15 protein-coding genes are annotated in these 18,085 nt (G+C 60.7%); 5 read left to right on the top strand and 10 right to left on the bottom strand.

Annotation, left to right across the window (positions count from 1 at the left end; translation table 11 throughout):
- Window positions 1-13 precede the first annotated feature (13 nt).
- Together BSK43_RS32675 and BSK43_RS32670 are read left to right on the top strand one after the other, a co-directional pair.
- Entirely contained in the window at window positions 14-994 is a 981-nt protein-coding gene (locus BSK43_RS32675) for an agmatinase (RefSeq protein ID WP_246662762.1), read from the top strand.
- An 88-nt stretch (window positions 995-1,082) separates the two neighbouring features.
- A complete protein-coding gene (locus BSK43_RS32670) occupies window positions 1,083-2,051 on the top strand; it encodes a GlxA family transcriptional regulator (RefSeq protein ID WP_077467622.1) in 969 nt (322 codons plus the stop codon).
- A gap of 2 nt (window positions 2,052-2,053) precedes the next feature.
- Here BSK43_RS32670 and BSK43_RS32665 read toward each other — a convergent pair whose 3' ends face one another.
- Window positions 2,054-2,893, bottom strand: coding sequence for an alpha/beta hydrolase (locus tag BSK43_RS32665; protein WP_169055494.1), 840 nt, complete (start codon window positions 2,891-2,893; stop codon window positions 2,054-2,056).
- 181 nt (window positions 2,894-3,074) lie between these two features.
- Between BSK43_RS32665 and BSK43_RS32660 the strand changes: the two genes are divergently transcribed.
- On the top strand, window positions 3,075-4,346 hold the full coding sequence (locus BSK43_RS32660) for an amidohydrolase family protein (protein ID WP_077467620.1): 1,272 nt from the start codon (window positions 3,075-3,077) through the stop codon (window positions 4,344-4,346).
- Between the two features lie 19 nt (window positions 4,347-4,365).
- Here the strand turns inward: BSK43_RS32660 and BSK43_RS32655 are convergent, their stop codons facing one another.
- From BSK43_RS32655 to BSK43_RS32630, 6 genes are all read right to left on the bottom strand, one after another.
- Window positions 4,366-4,896 carry a helix-turn-helix domain-containing protein gene (locus tag BSK43_RS32655; RefSeq protein WP_077467619.1) on the bottom strand — a complete coding sequence of 177 codons (531 nt, stop codon included), beginning with the start codon at window positions 4,894-4,896 and terminating at the stop codon, window positions 4,366-4,368.
- On the bottom strand, window positions 4,893-6,275 hold the full coding sequence (locus tag BSK43_RS32650; RefSeq protein ID WP_077467618.1) for a substrate-binding domain-containing protein: 1,383 nt from the start codon (window positions 6,273-6,275) through the stop codon (window positions 4,893-4,895). The genes BSK43_RS32655 and BSK43_RS32650 overlap by 4 nt, the downstream gene beginning before the upstream one ends.
- Window positions 6,276-6,383: 108 nt before the next feature.
- Entirely contained in the window at window positions 6,384-7,409 is a 1,026-nt protein-coding gene (locus BSK43_RS32645; protein ID WP_077467617.1) for an ABC transporter ATP-binding protein, read from the bottom strand.
- Window positions 7,410-7,438: 29 nt separating this feature from the next.
- Window positions 7,439-8,320, bottom strand: coding sequence for a carbohydrate ABC transporter permease (locus BSK43_RS32640; protein WP_077467616.1), 882 nt, complete (start codon window positions 8,318-8,320; stop codon window positions 7,439-7,441).
- Window positions 8,317-9,225, bottom strand: a complete 909-nt coding sequence (locus BSK43_RS32635) for a sugar ABC transporter permease (RefSeq protein ID WP_068394933.1) — start codon at window positions 9,223-9,225, stop codon at window positions 8,317-8,319. The genes BSK43_RS32640 and BSK43_RS32635 overlap by 4 nt, the downstream gene beginning before the upstream one ends.
- Before the next feature lie 71 nt (window positions 9,226-9,296).
- Complete coding sequence (locus BSK43_RS32630) at window positions 9,297-10,619, bottom strand: extracellular solute-binding protein (protein WP_077467615.1); 1,323 nt, start codon at window positions 10,617-10,619, stop codon at window positions 9,297-9,299.
- Window positions 10,620-11,005: 386 nt separating this feature from the next.
- Between BSK43_RS32630 and BSK43_RS32625 the strand changes: the two genes are divergently transcribed.
- Window positions 11,006-12,175, top strand: coding sequence for a Gfo/Idh/MocA family oxidoreductase (locus BSK43_RS32625; RefSeq protein WP_077467701.1), 1,170 nt, complete (start codon window positions 11,006-11,008; stop codon window positions 12,173-12,175).
- A 13-nt stretch (window positions 12,176-12,188) separates the two neighbouring features.
- Window positions 12,189-12,950 carry a sugar phosphate isomerase/epimerase gene (locus BSK43_RS32620; protein ID WP_077467614.1) on the top strand — a complete coding sequence of 254 codons (762 nt, stop codon included), beginning with the start codon at window positions 12,189-12,191 and terminating at the stop codon, window positions 12,948-12,950.
- Window positions 12,951-12,981: 31 nt separating this feature from the next.
- On the opposite strand, the gene fhuB is transcribed toward BSK43_RS32620, so the two are convergent.
- From fhuB to BSK43_RS32605, 3 genes are read right to left on the bottom strand one after another with little or no spacing between them, the layout of a single operon-like run.
- Complete coding sequence (fhuB, locus tag BSK43_RS32615) at window positions 12,982-14,949, bottom strand: Fe(3+)-hydroxamate ABC transporter permease FhuB (protein WP_136687419.1); 1,968 nt, start codon at window positions 14,947-14,949, stop codon at window positions 12,982-12,984.
- Window positions 14,946-15,863, bottom strand: a complete 918-nt coding sequence (locus BSK43_RS32610) for an iron-siderophore ABC transporter substrate-binding protein (protein WP_077467613.1) — start codon at window positions 15,861-15,863, stop codon at window positions 14,946-14,948. The genes fhuB and BSK43_RS32610 overlap by 4 nt, the downstream gene beginning before the upstream one ends.
- Window positions 15,857-18,004 (bottom strand): TonB-dependent siderophore receptor, encoded by a 2,148-nt coding sequence (locus BSK43_RS32605; protein ID WP_077467612.1) that lies wholly within the window; start codon window positions 18,002-18,004, stop codon window positions 15,857-15,859. The genes BSK43_RS32610 and BSK43_RS32605 overlap by 7 nt, the downstream gene beginning before the upstream one ends.
- Window positions 18,005-18,085 lie beyond the last annotated feature (81 nt).

The following is an 18,085-nucleotide window of genomic DNA, read 5'->3' as shown; positions in this document are numbered from 1 at the left end:
GAAAGGATCTGACATGACCGACCAGTTTCACAGCCGCAACATGCCTGAGCGCATGGATCTTCCCTTTGTCGGACTTGCGACATTTGCGGGCCAGCCGGCCTGTACCGATTGGGACAAGCTCGACGGCGCCGATGTCGCCATTCTCGGCGTGCCGATCGACACCGCCTCCAGCTACCGTGTCGGCACGCGTTTTGGGCCAAGGGCCATTCGTGAGATGTCGATGTTCCACGGCTTCGGACCGGACGGTGTCTTCGACTTCGAGGACGAGGTCACCTATCTGACGGCCGACGAGGTCAAGGTCGTCGATGCCGGCGACAGCGACGTCATCTACGCTGACACCCGGCGTAGCCTTGCCAATGCGGAACAGGCGGTGCGTGCGCTGCTCGACGCCAAGACAATGCCCTATATTCTCGGCGGCGATCACGCGATCACCATGGCGACTATTGCCGCCTATTCGAATGAGAAGCCGATCCATATCGTCCATCTCGACGCCCATTTTGACTTTATCGATGGCCGCAACGGCATCACCTGGGGCCATGGCAGCCCAATGCGCCGGGCCTCGGAGATGGCGCATGTGAAGGGCATCACGACTCTCGGCCCACACAATATGGCTGCGGTCAGCAAGAAGGATTACGAGGCGGCCAAGGCTTATGGCACGAATGTCGTATCGCTCCGCAAGTTCAGGAACATCGGCGCCGCTGCGACGCTTGCCCATATTGCCGATGGCGAACGCGTCTATGTCTCGATCGATATTGATAGCTTCGACCCATCGATCGCGCCCGGCACGGCGACCATCAGCCACGGCGGTTTCACCTATTATGAGGCGAAGGATCTGCTGCGCGAGGTTGCCCGGCGCTTCGAGGTCGTGGGCGTCGATTTCGTCGAAGTCTCACCGCCTTATGACCCTTCGGGCATCACCTCGCTTCTGGCGGCCCGCACCAGCCTCGATTTCATCGGCTCGATCTTCCACGAGCGCGCAAAGCGGCGCGGCTGAGCTCGGCTTGCGTCTGGACATCGGCTGCGATTAACCCAGTATGGGCGAGTAGCCGATGTCTGATGCAGGCCGCGAAGGAGGATAAGGGATGGTTGTCGAGGCTAGGACGATTGTCATCGTGGTGCCTGACAATGCGCAGTCCCTCGACGTTTCGGGGCCGTTCGACGTGTTTCTCGAGGCTAATCGGCAGGCGCCCGAGAAAGCGAATTATCACATCAGGACCTTGTCTGCGCAGCGCGAGCGGACAGTTCGCGCCGGCGGCATATCCCTGGTCACGGACGGATCGATCCATGATGACGATAGCGGGATCGACACACTCCTCATTGCCGGCACGCCTGACTACCAGCAGGCCTATCAAGGCAACGAGCTGCACCAATGGCTGAGGCGGCGCATCCCATTGACGCGCCGTCACGGTTCGGTCTGCACCGGTGCGTTCTTTCTGGGGGCTGCAGGATTGCTGGACGGACATACGGCAACGACGCATTGGCAGCATGCCGCCGAACTTGCGGATCGCTTTCCCGAGGTAAACGTCGTGCCGGACCAGATTTACGTCGAGGACGGCCCGCTATGGACCTCGGCGGGCGTGACGGCGGGGATCGACCTGGCGTTGAAATTGATCGAGGACGATCATGGTCGAGAGCTTGCGTTGAGGGTGGCGAAACGTCTCGTCGTGTTCCTGAAGCGGCCGGGCGGGCAATCGCAATTCAGTGTCCATCTTGCCGCGCAGATTGCGACCGAGGGCCGGATACAGTCGATCCAGCATTGGATCCTCGATCATCTCTCGCTCGATCTCACGCTGGATGTGCTTGCGTCACGTACCGCGATGAGCGTCCGCAATTTCTCGCGCGTCTTCTTGCAGGAGACCGGCGCCACGCCGGCCGATTTCGTGGAAATGGCCCGCGTCGATTCCGCGCGCAGATTGCTGGAAGACACGGAAATGCCGCTGCAAAGGCTGGCGTCCAGCTGCGGCTTTGCCAATCCCGATACGATGCGAAAGGCATTTCTCCGGCGCATCGGCACCGGCCCAAGTGAATATCGCGAGCGTTTCCGGCGCTAATGTCACGCGGCTGACGCTTCGGTTTTAAGAAATCTCAGAAAAAGCTGCCCGAGCGAACTGTCGATATCCCCCATATCGCGGACGATCGACATATGGTCGGCACCGGCAATTGAGAGTGGCGGCGAATTGGGTGAAACCGCCGTGGCAAGCAATGCTGCCTGCTCGCGAAAGGGCGGTGTCTCTCGCTCTCCAACGACAATCGTCATCGGCGTTCTCGCTTCGGGTGCGGAGGTGAGGGGCGACCATGCCAATACCTCATCATCGCGAAGATCGATCTCTGCCTGGAGGAAGCTGAAGGGGATTGGCTGGAGGTCGTAGACGCCGCTGACAAGGAAAAGCGACGTCGCGGTCGCCGGCGGCAGCAACGTCTCGGACGGTCCGCGCGCGGCGAGATAGAATGCGAGATGCGCGCCGGCCGAGTGGCCGCTTGCCGATATGGCGTCTGCGTCCCCGCCAAAACTTGCGGCATTCTGCTTGAGCCAGAGAGCGCCACGGCGAACCTGGTCGACGAGAGATTCCATCCTGAGTGCCGGAAGGCGTCCATATTCCATTATGGCGGCGATCGACCCTGCGGCGCAGATCGTGTTCGCCACGAAGGCATAGTCCTCCTTCACGTTGGCGCGCCAGTAGCCGCCATGGATGAAGATATGGATCGGGCGGTTCTTACTGTCCCCATCTGGAAAGAAGAGGTCGAGCCGCTCTTGTGGGCCAGGTCCATAGGCAACGTCAGTCATCGCAGACCAACGCACCCGCGCCATGTCGCTGGTTTCTCGATATCCCTGGGAAATGAGGTCGAACTCCGGAACATGTGCCCGGATGCGGAAAGGGTCGATTTCAGACATTGGCATCCATTTGAGATGAGCTTGTGTTTGTTCATCGCATAGCAGCGACCGCCTCCGGTCAATTCCTCTGTCTCAAATGGGCGACTCGGGGAACCTAATCGCGGTGGCCTGTTCGAAACCCCGCACCTATCCTTCCGGCAACGATCGCCCACAGGGCTGACGGCCATATTTGGAGGATAAAATGGGCTCGTATCTGTTTCGAAACGTCACTGTCTGGGATGGCATCAATGATGAGGCCTATGACGGCGAGGTGCTTGTCGAAGGCAACCGGATCAAGACTGTTGCCCGCGGCGCGAACCAGATCAGCAGCGAGAATGCCGCAGAAGTTATTGATGGTCATGGAAGGTTTCTGATGCCGGGTCTGGTGGAGGGCCACTGCCATCTCTCCTTCGTCGGCCCGACGCGCAACCAGGACCTCGGCGAGATACCGCCGGAAGAGCATCTTCTGAAGACATGCCGAAACGCCACCATGATCCTCAATCATGGTTTCACATCCTGCTATTCGGCCGCCTCGGCGAAGCTGCGTATCGACGTGGTGGTGCGCCAGGAGATCGAGGATGGATATCTCGCCGGTCCGCGCTACCGCGCCGCCGGACCGGAGATCACCGTTACCGGCGGTCTCGGCGACGAGCGTAAGGCCCATATGCACGCCGAAAGCTTCGGTATGCTCGCCGATGGCCCAGATGAGATCAGAAAAGCGGTGCGCCTCTGCTGCAGGGAAAATGTCGATAACGTCAAGTTCAACGTATCGGGCGATGAGTTCGTCGGGCACGCGAGAGCAGAGATCGTCTCGCTGTCGGAAGAAGAGCTGCGGGTGGGCGTGGAGACGGCCCATGATTGGGGCAAGCGCGTCGCCTGCCATAGCCGTGCGGCGGAGTCGGTGAAGCGGGCGGTGCGTGCTGGCGTCGACTGCATCTATCATTGCGATTTTGCCGATGAAGAGGCGCTCGACATGCTCGAAAGCGTCAAACATCGCGTCATCGTCGGCCCGGCCTTTGGTCTGGTGCATAACTCCGTTTTCGAGGGAGATGTCGTCGGACTAACCAAGGATGTGGTGGAGAGGATGGGCTTGCCGAGGAAGCTCGAGCACACCGTCGCCACTTATCATGAGATGCGCAAGCGGGGCATGCGTGTGGTGGTCGGAGGCGACTATGGCTTCACCATTACGCCGATGGGGCAGAACGCCAGGGATATCGGCCATTTCGTCAAATTCTTCGGCTATACGCCGGCGGAAGCGCTGAAATGCGCCACCGCCGTCGGCGGCGATCTGATGGGCCACAAGGGCGAGCTGGGCGTCATCACCGCAGGAGCGCTTGCGGATATCCTGCTTGTCGATGGAAACCCGTTGCTCGATCAGTCGGTGCTGGTTGGCCCGTCGAATTTCGACATGATCATGAAGGATGGTGGCATATATCGCGATCCGCGTGCCTCGCAGGCGTGGCGGTCTCATTGATCGCCGCCAAGCCCATCGATCAGCCGCGCAAATAGGCCTGGAGCTCTCTGGCTGTGGCCACGGCGAGTTCCTCGCATTTATCAGTCTCTTCGGTGCTTGCGCCGGGAGGCAAGACGATACGGAGACGGGCGACTTCGGCATTGTGCGCCTTGATGGGTATGATCAGCGGCGCAGCGACCGGCTTGCCCCTGTCCCATTTGGCCGGGTAGCTCAACAGCGTTGTCAGGCTTGCGCCATCGGATGCGAGCAGCGTGATCGACGCATTCGTCTTTTCGCGCAACCAGGGGAGAAGGGTTTGTGCCGGGCCGAACAGCGGCCCGAGATGCACGCCTGCAAAGGCGAACACGCCTGCCGCCGCGCCCGGGATGAGGCGACCATCTGTCTGCCTTGCAATCAGCCCCGCCGCTTCCATGCGCTTGACCACATCGAAGGCCGTCGAGCGGACGATGCCCTGGCTCTCGATCAGGCTGGCGACGTTCTGGACGTCTCCCTCGGCGACGGATGAGAAAATACGGGAGAATGCAGCGATCCCGGCGGTTTCCTTGCTCATGCGCCCAACCCACGCTCAGCGGAAGAACGGTTGTGCCGGTTTCCCGGATAATTGACGCGGAAGGCGGTCGGATTATAGGCCGCACCCAGCCCCGAGCCGAGAATGAGATCGTCGGGCATGTCCCAACGCACCCTTTGTTCCGCCCAGAGATGCGGCTTGGCCGGGTTCGTCTTGCTCCCCCGCGAGGTGACGAAAGGTGAGGCGACATCGAGATATTGCGGAATCCATGAGCCCTGCAGCGCCGATAGCAGAATCTCGAACGCGCGGATCCCCATCGCCGGCGGGTAGTCGAACGATGCGAGCGGCACATTCGCCCCGACGGCCAGCTTGTAGGAGAGATTGAGGTCTCCGCCCGTATGCGGCGGGATATGGCCTGGTCTGAAGCCGGCATCGAGAAATGCCTGGATCGAGCCGGCGGAGTTCAGGCCGCTGTCGCACCAGACGCCGGCAATGCGCTCTCCGTGATGCGCAATCACCTCCATTGCCGTGCCATAGGCCTTCTGCCTGTTGAAATTCGTGGAGTTGGCGACGACAGTCTGAATGTTCGGATATTGCGCCAGGATTTGCATGGCCGCCATCTGCCGGCTCTGGGTCAATTCGGGGTCGGCATGGCCGAAGAGCATCATCACCAGGCCGCTGCCATCGAGCGTATGGGCCAGCCACTGTGCTGTCAGTTTTCCTATTGCGGTGTTGTCCGAGGTCACGAAACTCGCGCAGGAAAGGTTCGGCGTTCCCCCGCGTTCGACGAACACGACCGGAACACCCTGCCGCATCAGATGTGCCGAAACCGGAGCCAGCTTTCGCGGCGAAACGGCGCTGACGAGAAGACCGTCGATACCGCTCCTGGCCAGAGAGAGGATGTCCTCGGTCTGCTTTTCCGCATCGCCATTTGCATGGACGACCGTCACGTATTCCAGCACGTCCTGCAGTCTTGATGCAGCAAATTCAATGCTGTGGACCAGGGCGACCTGCCATGGATTGTCGGTGGCGCCGTTGGAGAAGCCAATGCGGAAACGCTTGCGCCTTGGCATGATCGCCGGCCTCGACAGGGCAGGTGGGGTCGATGATGGCATTTCAGGGAGGAGGGCGACGGGACGAACGGCCTCACCCAGAAGGTGGTCCCGTTTTTTGTCGTCTGCTTGCGCGGTGGCACACAGGGTGGAAATGAGTTTGCGGGCAATCGGCCCGACACTGATCTTGCCCCTGGAACAGACGACGATGCCATGCTGGGCGAGCACCCTGGTCATACGGTGAAAGCTGGCGCGAGGTATTCCAAGCTCCATCGCCAAGGCCGTGCTTGGGCCGCTGCCGCCACGCCGGGCGAGCGCCGTGACGATATCGATTGCGGCGTCGACGCCGTTGCGTTGCCTACCAGCCATATCGTCTCCTCCTACGACACTGCCAGGAAGAAGACGCGCCGGAAAACGATGGGAGTCAACAGGAATGTCTCAAATGCTGGACTGGTATCCGAGATCATCTCGACGCTGTCATATGGTGAGAGACATTCCGCTTTGATCGAAGGCGTGAATGCGGTCCAGCTGGAACTGCATGCCGATCCGATCACCCATGGCGGCGGAGGAATCCCGGGGTGCGCGGACAGTGACCAGACTGCCGTCTGCCAGGGCGACATAGGCAAACGTATCCGATCCCAACCGCTCGACAACATCGATCCGCCCATCGAGATGACCTTCTCCTGATGCGGAGAGGGATATGTCTTCAGGCCGGATGCCGATGTGAGCAGCGTCAGCCGGCATATGGGCCAAAGATATCCCGACGAGCTGCGCGGGAAGCACGTTCATTTTCGGGGAGCCTATGAACTGGGCGACGAAGAGGTTGGCGGGGCGTTCGTAGAGTTCGAGCGGGCTTCCCGTCTGCTGAATGATACCCTTGTCGAGCACGACGATGCGGTCGGCGAGCGTCATCGCCTCTGTCTGGTCGTGCGTGACGTAGATCATCGTCGCGCCAAGGCGTTGGTGCAGCTTTGCTATCTCAAGTCGCATCTCGATGCGCAGGGCCGCATCGAGGTTGGAAAGCGGCTCGTCGAACATGAAGGCTACGGGTTCGCGGACGATCGCGCGCCCGATCGCCACCCGCTGGCGCTGCCCGCCCGACAGTTCGCGCGGCTTCCTCTCTAGCAGGTTCGTCAGCTGCAGAAGCGCCGCGACCTTGTCGACCTGTTCCTTGATTTCTTCACGCGGCACTTTGGCCACTTCCAGCCCGAAGGACATGTTGGCGCGAACGGTCTTGTGCGGATAGAGCGCGTAGGATTGAAAGACCATCGCAAGCTCGCGCTCGGCTGGCCCAAGCGCCGTCACATCGCGGCCATCGATCAGGATGGCCCCGCCTGTGGCTTCTTCCAACCCGGCCACGAGGCGCAGGAGGGTCGACTTGCCGCTGCCGGACGGCCCGACAAAGACGACGAATTCTCCATGCTCGACCTTGAGATCGACGCCGGGAATGATGTTGACCGCGCCGAATGATTTCCGGACGGATTTGAGTTCTATGATTGCCATGGAATCTGCTCCGAATTGTTGGAAGGCCGCTAGGCTTTGACGCCGCCCGAACCGAGGCCGCCCTGCCAGTAGCGCTGCATGAGCAGAAAGGCTGCAATGACAGGCAGGATGCTCACCGAGGCTCCCGTCATGACGACGGAGAAGAGCACGGACCCGCCGCTGCCGGCCGTTGCGAGCTGGTACCATTGCGATAGGCCCACCGTGACCGGGAAATTTTCAGACGAGCTGAGCATGACGAGCGGAAGGAAATAATTGTTCCAGGTGGAGACGAATGCCAGGATCAGCACTGTCGCAAAGCCGGGTGTCAAAAGGCGAAAGGCGATGCTGGAGAAGATATGGAATTCGCCGGCGCCATCGACGCGGCCTGCCTCGATGAGCTCATTGGACAGAGCATCCTGCGCATAGACACGCATCAGGAAGACGCCGGGCGGGAAGACGAGAGAGGGCAGGATCATCGCCAGCGGCGTATTGACTAGGCCCACCTTCGACAGCAGCAGGAAGATCGGAATAACCAAAGCTGTTTGCGGGATCATCACGGCGCCAAGCACGAGCGCGAACATCAGGCGCTTGCCGGCGAATTCGTATTTCGCAAAGGCATAGCCGGCGAAGGTAGCGAAGAACGCAGCCCCAATTCCGGAAATACCCGCATAGACCACTGTGTTGAGAAGCCAGCGAGAAAAGATGCCGTCCTGAAAGGTGAAGAGGTCGCGAAGGTTCTGAAGCAGCTGGAAGTCGCTCGAGAACCACAACCCGAAGGTACCAAAAAGATCGGCATTCGACTTGGTTGAGGAGACGATCACGTAAAGCAGGGGTATGAATGTGTAGATGAAATAGAGGACCAGGAAGCCGGTCAGCAGCCGCCGGCTGCGCCGGAACGAAGGTGAGTTTGCGGTCTTTGAAACAATGGTCATCGTGCCGTTCTCCGGTTCGCGACGAGCATGAAGCTGTAGGAGGCGATTGCGACAATGCCGCCGAGCACGAAGGAGATCGCAGCCGAATAATTATATTGCTGATTGGTGAAGGCGAGGGTGTAGGCGTAGTAGTTCGGCGTGTAGTGGCTGTTGATGAGCCCGGGCGCGAGCGTGCGGATCAGATAGGGCTCGGTGAAGAGCTGAAGCGTGCCGATGATCGAGAACATGATCGTGACGATGACCGTCGGCATGATCAGCGGCAGCTTGATGCTGAGCGCATGCCTGAGGCCGCTGGCGCCATCCACGGCCGAGGCCTCTTCGAGATCCTGCGGAACCGCCTGAAGCGCGGAATAGTAGATGATCATGTTATAGCCCATGTATTCCCAGACGGCGATGTTGGCGATCGACGGCAGGATCGTGGATTCCGAGAGGAAATTCGGCGCCGGCAGGTTGAGAAGCGTCGCCAGTTGCGAAAACGGACCGAAGGCCGGGCCGTAAAGATATCCCCATAGCAGTGCGGCAATCACCGCGGGTACGGCATAGGGAATGAAGAAGCTTACACGGAAGAAGCTGCGGCCAAAGACCCTGCCGCTATCGAGGATCAGCGCATAGACAAGCGCCAGCCCCAGCATGACGGGGATCTGCATCGCTCCAAACTTGAAGAGCACAAGGACGCCCTCCCAGAAGGACTTGTCGGCCAGCGCGCGCAAATAGTTTTCCGCCCCGACGAAACGGTTCCCCGCGGCCAGCGTTTGCCGGAAGAGGCTGAGCCAGAATGCATAGGCGAGAGGCGCGATAAGGAATGCCGCAAAGAGCAGCATGAAGGGAAAGACAAAGAGATAGGGGGCGACGGATTTGCTGACATAGATCCGGCCGCGCCGCTTCGCTCCATGAGCATCGGGCATGGGTGCTTCCTGAAAATATCGTGTCGTAAGGCGGGGAGGGGCCGGGAGGGCGGCCACCTCCCCCATCGGGATCAGGAAACCGTGAAGCCCTGATCCTGAGCGTAGCTCACGACCTTGTCCTGCAGCCTGTCGAAGGCATCCGGCAATGTGCCTTTGCCCGCAATCGCCGCCGAGAATTCATCCAGGATCACCTGGTTGACATAGTCCTGGAATGGAGCGAATTCGAAGCTGGGATCGACCTGGTTTTCGGACACCGCAAAGATCTCGTTCACGGCCTGGCCGCCGTAGAAATCGTACTTGTGGCCCATCAGTTCCTTGTCATCGATGAGTTCCTTGAGAACAGGGAACAGGAACTGCTTGGTATTCCACAGGCGGGCCGCCTCTGGATCGCTTCCCATAAACGCGGCAAACATGGCCGCTTCCTTGGGATGCTTGCATGAGGTCATCACCGCGATGGTCGAGCCACCGAGGTTTGCCGTAATCTTATCGCCGGCCTTCCATTGCGGCAGCGAAGAGGCTTTCCATTTGCCAAAGCTCTTCTTCATCGATTGCTGCATGAGGATCGGCGCCCAGGCGGCGGTGACCCAGGTCGCATAAGTGCCGTTGTCCAGTCCCGCGAACCACTCCGTCGTCCAGACCGGCTTGGTATCGATGGCCTTCGCATCGAGCAGCTTCTGCCAGTAGGCTCCCCATTTCTTGGCGATATCATCGTTGAGCTTGATCCGGATATTCGTCCCTTCGGTATGGAACGGGCGCCAGCCCGCCTGCCATAGCAGCGCGACGACCCAGCCGGGATCGGCGGCGCCGAAATCGGTGAGATATGTCCCCGGCGCATCTTTCGCCAGTTTCATCGCGGATTCCGCGAAGGCATCCCATGTGTCGGGCGGGGTGATCTTGTGCGTGTCGAAAATGTCGCCGCGATAAAGCACGCCCATGGGGCCGCTGTCCCACGGAACGCCATAGACCTTGTCGCCGTCGCTGACGGCTTTCCATGTCCAGTCGATGAATTTGTCTTTCGAGGAATTCACGCCGGCACCGATATCGGCAAGCGCGCCGAGCTGCCTGAAGCTCAGGACCGAGTTGAATTCCATCTGCGCGAGGTCGGGCAGGCCGCTTCCCGCCTGCAGAGCATTGCGCAGCTTCACATAATGCGGCGCGCCCTGGCCGACATTTTCGACCTTGACCGTTATGTTTGGAAATTTCTTGGTGAACATGTCGGCCTGCACCTGGGTGTCCGGTGTCCATGCCCACATGGTAAGCTCGACCTTCTCCTGGGCGTTTGCAAAGTCCGGCAGTCCCATGAGCATCGGAGCGGCGAGCCCAAGGCCCGTCGCCTGCAGGAAATCGCGCCGTCCCAGCGCGCCTCCGAAAAGTCCTTTTCCAATCTTTGTCATTTTTGTTCCTCCTCAGACGTCGGGCTTCATGGCATGGCGTGATGAACAGGATTGCTGTGCTTCCGCGATCGGCAGCATGGCCTCGACGCCCAAGACGCACCAGAAAAGGGGATGGCTGTCAAAGCACCGGACGACCCCGCAAGGCCGATTGTCGCAAACTGCGGACTCGCGGCGAAGCTTTGGTCCGGACCTTGATCGGGATGGCTGAATCGCCCCGAAATCATGCGACCGACGGTGTCGATGTGGATGACGTGGATTTCCCAAATGCCGGACTCGGAAAGCGGAAACGGCATGGCCGCAATCAGCATCCGCGACTAGGTCTTGTCGGCAGTTCGCTGCAATATCCATCCGGATGCAGCGCCAATGAACATCAGGCGGGACGAGGCATGGCAGGAAAAAAATGGAACGTCGGCATCATCGGATGCGGCCACATATTCGACGCGTATGCGCGTCTCTCAAGCGTCTTTAAGCCGATCAATCTCGTCGCGTGCTCTGATGTCGACATGGCGATCGCGCAGAGGCGGGCGCAGCAATATGGCTTCTCGGCTCTCGCCGTTGACGACCTTCTTGCGCGGCAGGACATCGATGTGGTCATCAACCTGACCAATCCCGCCAGTCACGCCGCCATTACCGAGGCGATCCTGAAGGCCGGCAAGCACGCCTATACCGAGAAGCCTCTGGCTCTCACAATGGTGGATGCGAACAGACTGCTCGAGGTTGCCGAAAAACACGGGCGTCTCATCGGTTCCGCGCCCGATACCTTCCTTGGCGGTGCCCATCAGGCGGCACGACGCCTGGTCGACGAGGGGCGGCTGGGTGAGGTGAAGAGCGGAAGCGCGCACTTCATGAACCATGGCATGGAGCACTGGCATCCAAATCCCTTTCCCTATTTCCAGGTCGGAGCCGGTCCGGTTCTCGATATGGGACCTTATTACATTACCGCCCTCGTCGCTCTTCTCGGCCCCGTGCGTCGGGTGATCGCCATGGCGACGAAATTCTACGAAGAGCGCTATGTCAGCGCGGATGGGCCGGCCAAGAATACGGTGGTCCCCGTCACCACGCCGACCACGAGCCAGGCGCTGATCGAGTTTCGCTCGGGCGCGCAGATCCACTTCTCGGTGAGCTACGACAATTGGGGGCATGGACACAGCAATCCGATCGAGCTACACGGCACCAAGGCCTCTCTCATGGTTCCCGACCCCAACTATTTCGGCGGAGCGCTTACCCTCATCGACGCCGGAGGGCGCCAGCGGATCGACACCGCAACCACGGTCTTCGGCAATCTCAACTGGCAGGAGCCGGCGGGCGCGACGATCAGCAACTATCGAGGTCTGGGGCTTGCCGACCTTCTTGCTGCGGCCGAAGATGGCCGCACGGCAAGAGCCTCTGGCCAGCTTTCGCGCCATGTTCTGGAGATCCTGCTTGCCATCATCAAGTCGGCCGAGATCAACGATTTCGTGGCAATCGAAAGCACGGTCGCGCGGCCGGAGCCACTTGGCGAAGACGATGCCGCCCTGTTGAAGGCGGCAGACGCTCCATCCACATTCGCAGCGTAAACGAGGCCCGCCCATGTCCCGCTATTCAATCTCCTTCCAGCTCTATTCCTCCCGGCTCTTTCCGCCGATCGAGTCTCATCTCGAATATCTTGCTGAGGTCGGCTACGACGCCCTTGAGCTCTGGCTGCCTGCCTACGAAACCAACACGGCCGATTTCCGCAGGCGGATGGACGCTGCCGGCCTGGCGTGCTCCGGTATCCATATGCCGCTGGTCGGGCTGATCAACGAACCGAAGAAATTCTTCGACTATGCGCACGCGCTTGGGACTAAAACATTGATCCCGCCCTACATCCCGGCGGCCGACAGAAGCGCGACGGCCGATGGATGGCGGCGGGTGGGCGAAAGCCTGCGCGTCGGCGCAGAGGCGGCCAAGAAGGAAGGCCTCAAGGTCGCCTGGCACAATCATGACTTCGAGTATCATCGTCTGGAAGATCGCAGCCGGCCGATCGATATTCTGCTGGAGGCGGCTGGACCTGATGTCGATTTCGAGATCGATATCGGATGGGTCACGCGCGGCTGGGCGGATCCTGCGCAGGAGCTTCAGAAATATGCCGACCGGATCTCCACCATTCAGCTCAAGGATACCGCACCCCCCGGAACCGCCGTGGACGAAGGTTGGGTGCCAACGGGTGATGGCATCATCGACTGGAAGGCGCTCTATCCGCTGTTTGCGAAGACGCGCGCGGATGTTCTCGTCGTCGAGCATGATAATCCGACCGACTGGAAGGTGCTTGCGAAGCGCTCCGTCGACTATATCAAGGCGCTTATCGCCTGATCCGAGCTCGTCTGTCGGTCAGCATTCGCCATCATTGCCGTTTCCCAAGCATCCAGACGAGATAGGGTGCGCCGGCGAAAGCGGCAAAGAGTCCCAACGGTAGCTCGTAGGGGAATGTCAGGGTGCGTGCGCCGAGGTCGGCGACCACCATCAGGGTGGCGCCGATCAGCACGGAGGCGACAAGCCTGCTGTCGGCCCGCTCGAACCCTGCCCTTTGGGCGATATGTGGTGCCATCAATCCGACGAAACTCAAGGGTCCGACAAGGAGAGAAGCGGCCGCCGTTGCGAGACCGGCCGTGATCACCATCAGCGTGCGCGCATTGGAAAGCGGCATGCCGAGCGCAAGCGAGGTTGCTGATCCGAGCGGCAGGATCGTCAGCCATCGCGTGAAGAACAACCCAGCTATCAATACCGCAACCGTGAGGCCGGCCAGGAACAGAGCGGTTCCGGGCGTCGCGGCTGCGGCCGAGCCGCCGAGCCAGGCGAGGATCTGCCATGACCGTTGATCACCGACGGCAAGCAGCGCACTCAATATGGCCGAGCTGAAAGCGCTGATCGAAATGCCGGCGAGGAGCAGGCGTTCCGGCGGAAGATCTCTGCGGTTGGCGAAGAGCGAGACCACGAACAGGACGAGAGTTGCGCCGCAGCCGGCACCGAGGAAAAGTTCGGGAGTGCCGGGGTTCGCAAACACGCTGACCGCCACGGCAAAGCCGACACCGGCGCCGCCGCTGACGCCCAGAACCTCAGGGCTCGCCATCGGATTGGCGGTCAGGCGCTGGAGGATCGCGCCTGCCATGGCAAGCAGGCCACCAGCCGCGGCCGAGGCGACCAGGCGCGGCCACCGCGCCGGCAGCAACTCCCAGAAGAGGTCGCCACGCAGCAGCATCCATCCATCAGGCAGTCTTGCAACGACCAAGGCGATCGCGGCAAGCAGCGGCAGAAGGCTCACGAGCACGATGAGGCGTAGCAAAGACGCGTTTCGCACGACCGTGTTGTCCGACTGCTGGTGTAGTTCCGTGGTGCGGACCTGGGGAAGCAGCCACAGCAGTAACGGTCCGCCGATCAGCGCGGTTACCGATCCCGTCGGAAAGGTCTCGCCGGCAGACGAGGCCAACAGTTGAACGATGCCGTCGCACAGCCAGAGCAGAAGGCCGCCGGCCACGGGGGACAGGAGGAGAATGCTGCGTGCGGTCCTGACGCCGAGCAATCGCACGAGCGCCGGGGCGGCAAGGCCGATGAAGCTGACGAGGCCGACGGCGGCGGCAACGCCGGCGCTGAGCGCGACGGCGAGGCTTGCGATGGCGATACGCATGCTCGTCAGGGTGACACCCAGCGATCGCGCACTGGTGTCACCCAGGCCGAGCAATGTGAGGGGGCGCACGAGCAGCGCTGTGATCACCAGGCCAAACAGCAGCTCGATGCCAAGGGTGAGGGATGTCGACCAGTCCTGCTGGCTAAGCGAACCGCCGTTCCAGGTGACTAGCGACATCAGGTACTCGCCCTGGGACAAGGTCATGGCTGCAGCCAGGGCACTACAGGTGATGCCGACAAGCATGCCGGAAACCACCATCGTCACCGGTTCGAAGCCCCGTCGCCAGCCGAGAAGGAAGACGATCGCCGTCGCGACCGCGGCTCCCAGAAGTGCAACCAGCGCCCTATAGCCGTCGAGCACCGAGGGCAAGAACAGGGTCGCGGTGACGATCGCAAGCTGTGCGCCGGAGGAAACGCCGAGCGTCGATGGGTCCGCGATCGGGTTTCTGAGCAGGCGCTGGAGGAGCGCACCGGCAAGCCCGAGGGCGGCGCCGGCCAGAATGGCGACGACCGCGCGCGGCAGGATCGCGTAGGCCAGGATGACCTGCTCCATCGTCATCCGCGTGGAGTCGAAGGGTAATGAGGGCCAATCGGCAAGCGGTAGATGGCCGAGCGCCACTGCCAGAAAGAGCCAGATCGAGATTGCGAGTGCCAGAAGCGGAATGAAGAGGGTAGTCGGCCTGATCACAGCGTCTCTCCGTTGGACACCAGCATCGCCTGTTTGAGAAGCCGCATGAACCGCGCCGCGGCGGCGATGCCACCATAAGGGTTGATATTATCGAGCATGAGGACACGGCCGGCGCGGACCGGCGGCAGCGACTGCCAGATGATGCTGTCCTTCAGGCTGTTCCGTGCTTCCACAGGTATTTCCGAGATGACGACGATACGGGCGTCAGGCTCAGCAGCCAGGTTTTCGAGCGGCACGGGAGCCGCAAACGTATAGCGGGACCGATCCTTCCAGGCATTGCGCAATCCGAGCCGCACAAGGATGTCACCAAACATGCTGTCGGCGCCGAAGACCCTGACATGCCGGCTATCGCCGACATTCACGAGATAGGTCGGGCGTGCGGCAAAGGCCTGCAGGCTGCGGGCGGTGTCCTCGACGAGCATTGCCTGTGTCTGAAGGACATCGCGCCCCTTGTCGCCAAGGCCGAGGTCAGCCGCGAGCGTAGTCACGGCGTCGAGGGCCTTCTGATAGGGCGGTTCTCCCCGCACATAGAAGGGAAGCGACAGAACCGGCGCGATCGAGCGATAGATCGCCTCGTAGCGAGCATAGAACGGCGAAATGAGAATGAGTTCGGGCCGCAGCAGGCGGAGCAGCTCGAAGTTCGGTGATCCCCGCAGGCCGAGATCGGCGACCTTTTCATCCAAGGCGGGCTCGATGGCATCCTTACGAAACTGCACGAGTTCAGTAGCTGCGATCGGCATGACGCCGAGCGCAACCAGCGTCTCCAGCATGGCCCAGTCGATCGCCACAACACGCCGTGGCGTCGAGGCCCGCGCGACACCCGGAACGGAAAAGGCCGCCAGCAGGGCAAGTGCCTGCCGGCGGCTGATATGCGAAGCAAAAGGGCCGCCTCGTGCCGGATCGTCAATTACCATTGAAAAGTCAGCTTACCCATGACCGTTCTGCCATCGCCATAGGTGCAGCCGAAAGAGCTGCAGCTTGCAACATAGTTCTTGTCGGCGATGTTCTTGACGTTGAGCGAGGCCGTCATGTTGTTTTTCTTGTAGTGGATCGCCGCATCGAAAAGCGTGACGCCGTCGAGATCAAACGTATTTTTGGTATCTCCATAGCGCTGCCCAACATAGCGCACACCGCCGCCGATGCCAAAACCTTCCAGCGCGGTATCCTGGGCAAAGCTATAGTCGAGCCAGAGACTGGTGGAGTTCGCGGGAACGTTGTCGGGGCGATTGCCATCGTCGTTGCCGCCAACGATTTCGGCCTTCATGTAGGTGTAGGCGGCGCGCAGGTTGAGCCCGTGCGCCAGGCTCGTCACGCCTTCCAGTTCGATACCCTTCACGCGCACTTCGCCGATCTGCTCGGTCGTCGTGCCGCCGCTCGGCAGCGCCACCGTGGTCGGGACATTTCTCTGGCGCAGATCATAGGCGGCGATCGAGAAGAAGCCGTCCCAGCCGACGGGCTGATACTTGACGCCGACTTCGACCTGCTTGCCGGTCGTCGGGTCGAGAAGCTGGCCGGTCGAGGGAACCGGCACCGGCTCGAAGGACGTCGCGTAGCTGATGTAGGGGGCGATGCCGTTGTCGAAGAGATAGCTGAGGCCCACGCGTCCCGTCAGCTTCTGGTCATCCTTGTCGAGCGAGCGTGTGACGCCGCTCAGGCGATTGGTCGATGTTCCGGACGTATCCGCCCAGTCCTGCCGGAGCGCTGCCGTTGCGCGCCAGTTATCGTAGGCAAGCTCGTCCTGCGCATAGATCCCGACCTGCGTCATGGTGGAATCGACATAGGTGCTCAGGGTCGGCGAAATAAGACGGACGGAGCCGTAGACGGGGTTGAAGGCATCGAGCGACGTCGCCCGCCAGAACTGCGTGCCGACATTGTTGTCATAATAGCGGTAGTCGAGGCCAAGAAGCGTCTTGTGCTCGACCCCGCCGGTATTGAACTCGGCGATGAGGTTGTTGTCGACGTTGAATGTGTTCAGCAACTCGTCCTGAATGGTGGCGTTGCGGTTGATGGTCCGGCCATTTGCGGCAAGCCCCGCCGTCGACATGCCAAGTGCCTGGTAGCGCCAGTCCAGGTTCTGGTAGCGAAGGTTCTGCCGGAAAGTCCAGGTATCGTTGAGACGGTGCTCCAGCTCGTAACCCAGATTTGTCAGCGTCCGGTTCGACCTGTCGAAACTGTCGTCGCCAACGAAGAAATCTCGTGACAGGCGCTTGGCGCCCGATCCGTAAAGGGTAAGGGCAGCCGGCAGGCTTGACGGCGTGCTCGGATTGTCGTGCTGAACGCTCGTCAGTATCGTCAGCTTCGTATCTTCATCGGGTTTCCAGGTCACTGCCGGGGCGATGAAATAGCGGTCATTGTTGAGATTATCCGTCTGCGCACCGGCTGCTCTTATCAATCCGGTCAATCGATAGGCGACGTCTGAATCCTTTCCGAGCGGTCCGCCAACATCGAAAAAGGTGCCATATGTGTCGTAGCTGCCGGCCTGCACGCCGAATTCGCCGAAGCTTTCGAAGACTGGCCGCTTGCTCACCAGGTTGATGATGCCGCCGGGATTGCCCTGGCCATACATGACAGATGCGGGCCCACGCAGCACTTCGATGCGTTCAAGCATGTAGGGATCGATCGGCGGCGCGCCGGCGGTGCGCATCAGTCGCAGCCCGTTCAGGAATTGAGCCTGGCGGCCGTCAAAGCCGCGAATGCGCGGTGAATCGAATCTCGGATCGGAGCCAAAGGGTTCGCCGCTGACACCGGGAATGTAATCAAGGGCCTGGCCGAGCGTTTCGGCATCCTGCGATTTCAGCTGATCCGTGGTGATGACGGAAATGGATTGCTGCGTTTCGATCAGCGGCGTTCCGGTCTTGGTGGCGGTCGCGCTCGTCTTGGCGACGAAACCCTTTACTGGCGCGGTCGGATCCTCGTTCTGATTGGATTGAATAACGATCGGGGCAAGCGCTGTCGTGCCAGCATCCTGAGCGGCTGCCGTGAAAAAGGGTGCGCTCAGGACGGTAGCAAGCGCCGTGGTCGAAATGAGGTTGCAGAAACGAAGAGAACCGATCATCGGAGGTCCATATACATTAAAAACTGGACCTTTTTAATCATGTTATTTTCAGAATTCCAATAAATGGCACTCGAATTTTCC

Source organism: Rhizobium sp. P44RR-XXIV, assembly GCF_001999485.2.
In the GTDB taxonomy this organism is placed as follows: domain Bacteria; phylum Pseudomonadota; class Alphaproteobacteria; order Rhizobiales; family Rhizobiaceae; genus Rhizobium.
The sequence above is the reverse complement of the archived record's forward strand: the minus strand, read 5'-3'. Positions and strand labels throughout refer to the sequence as shown.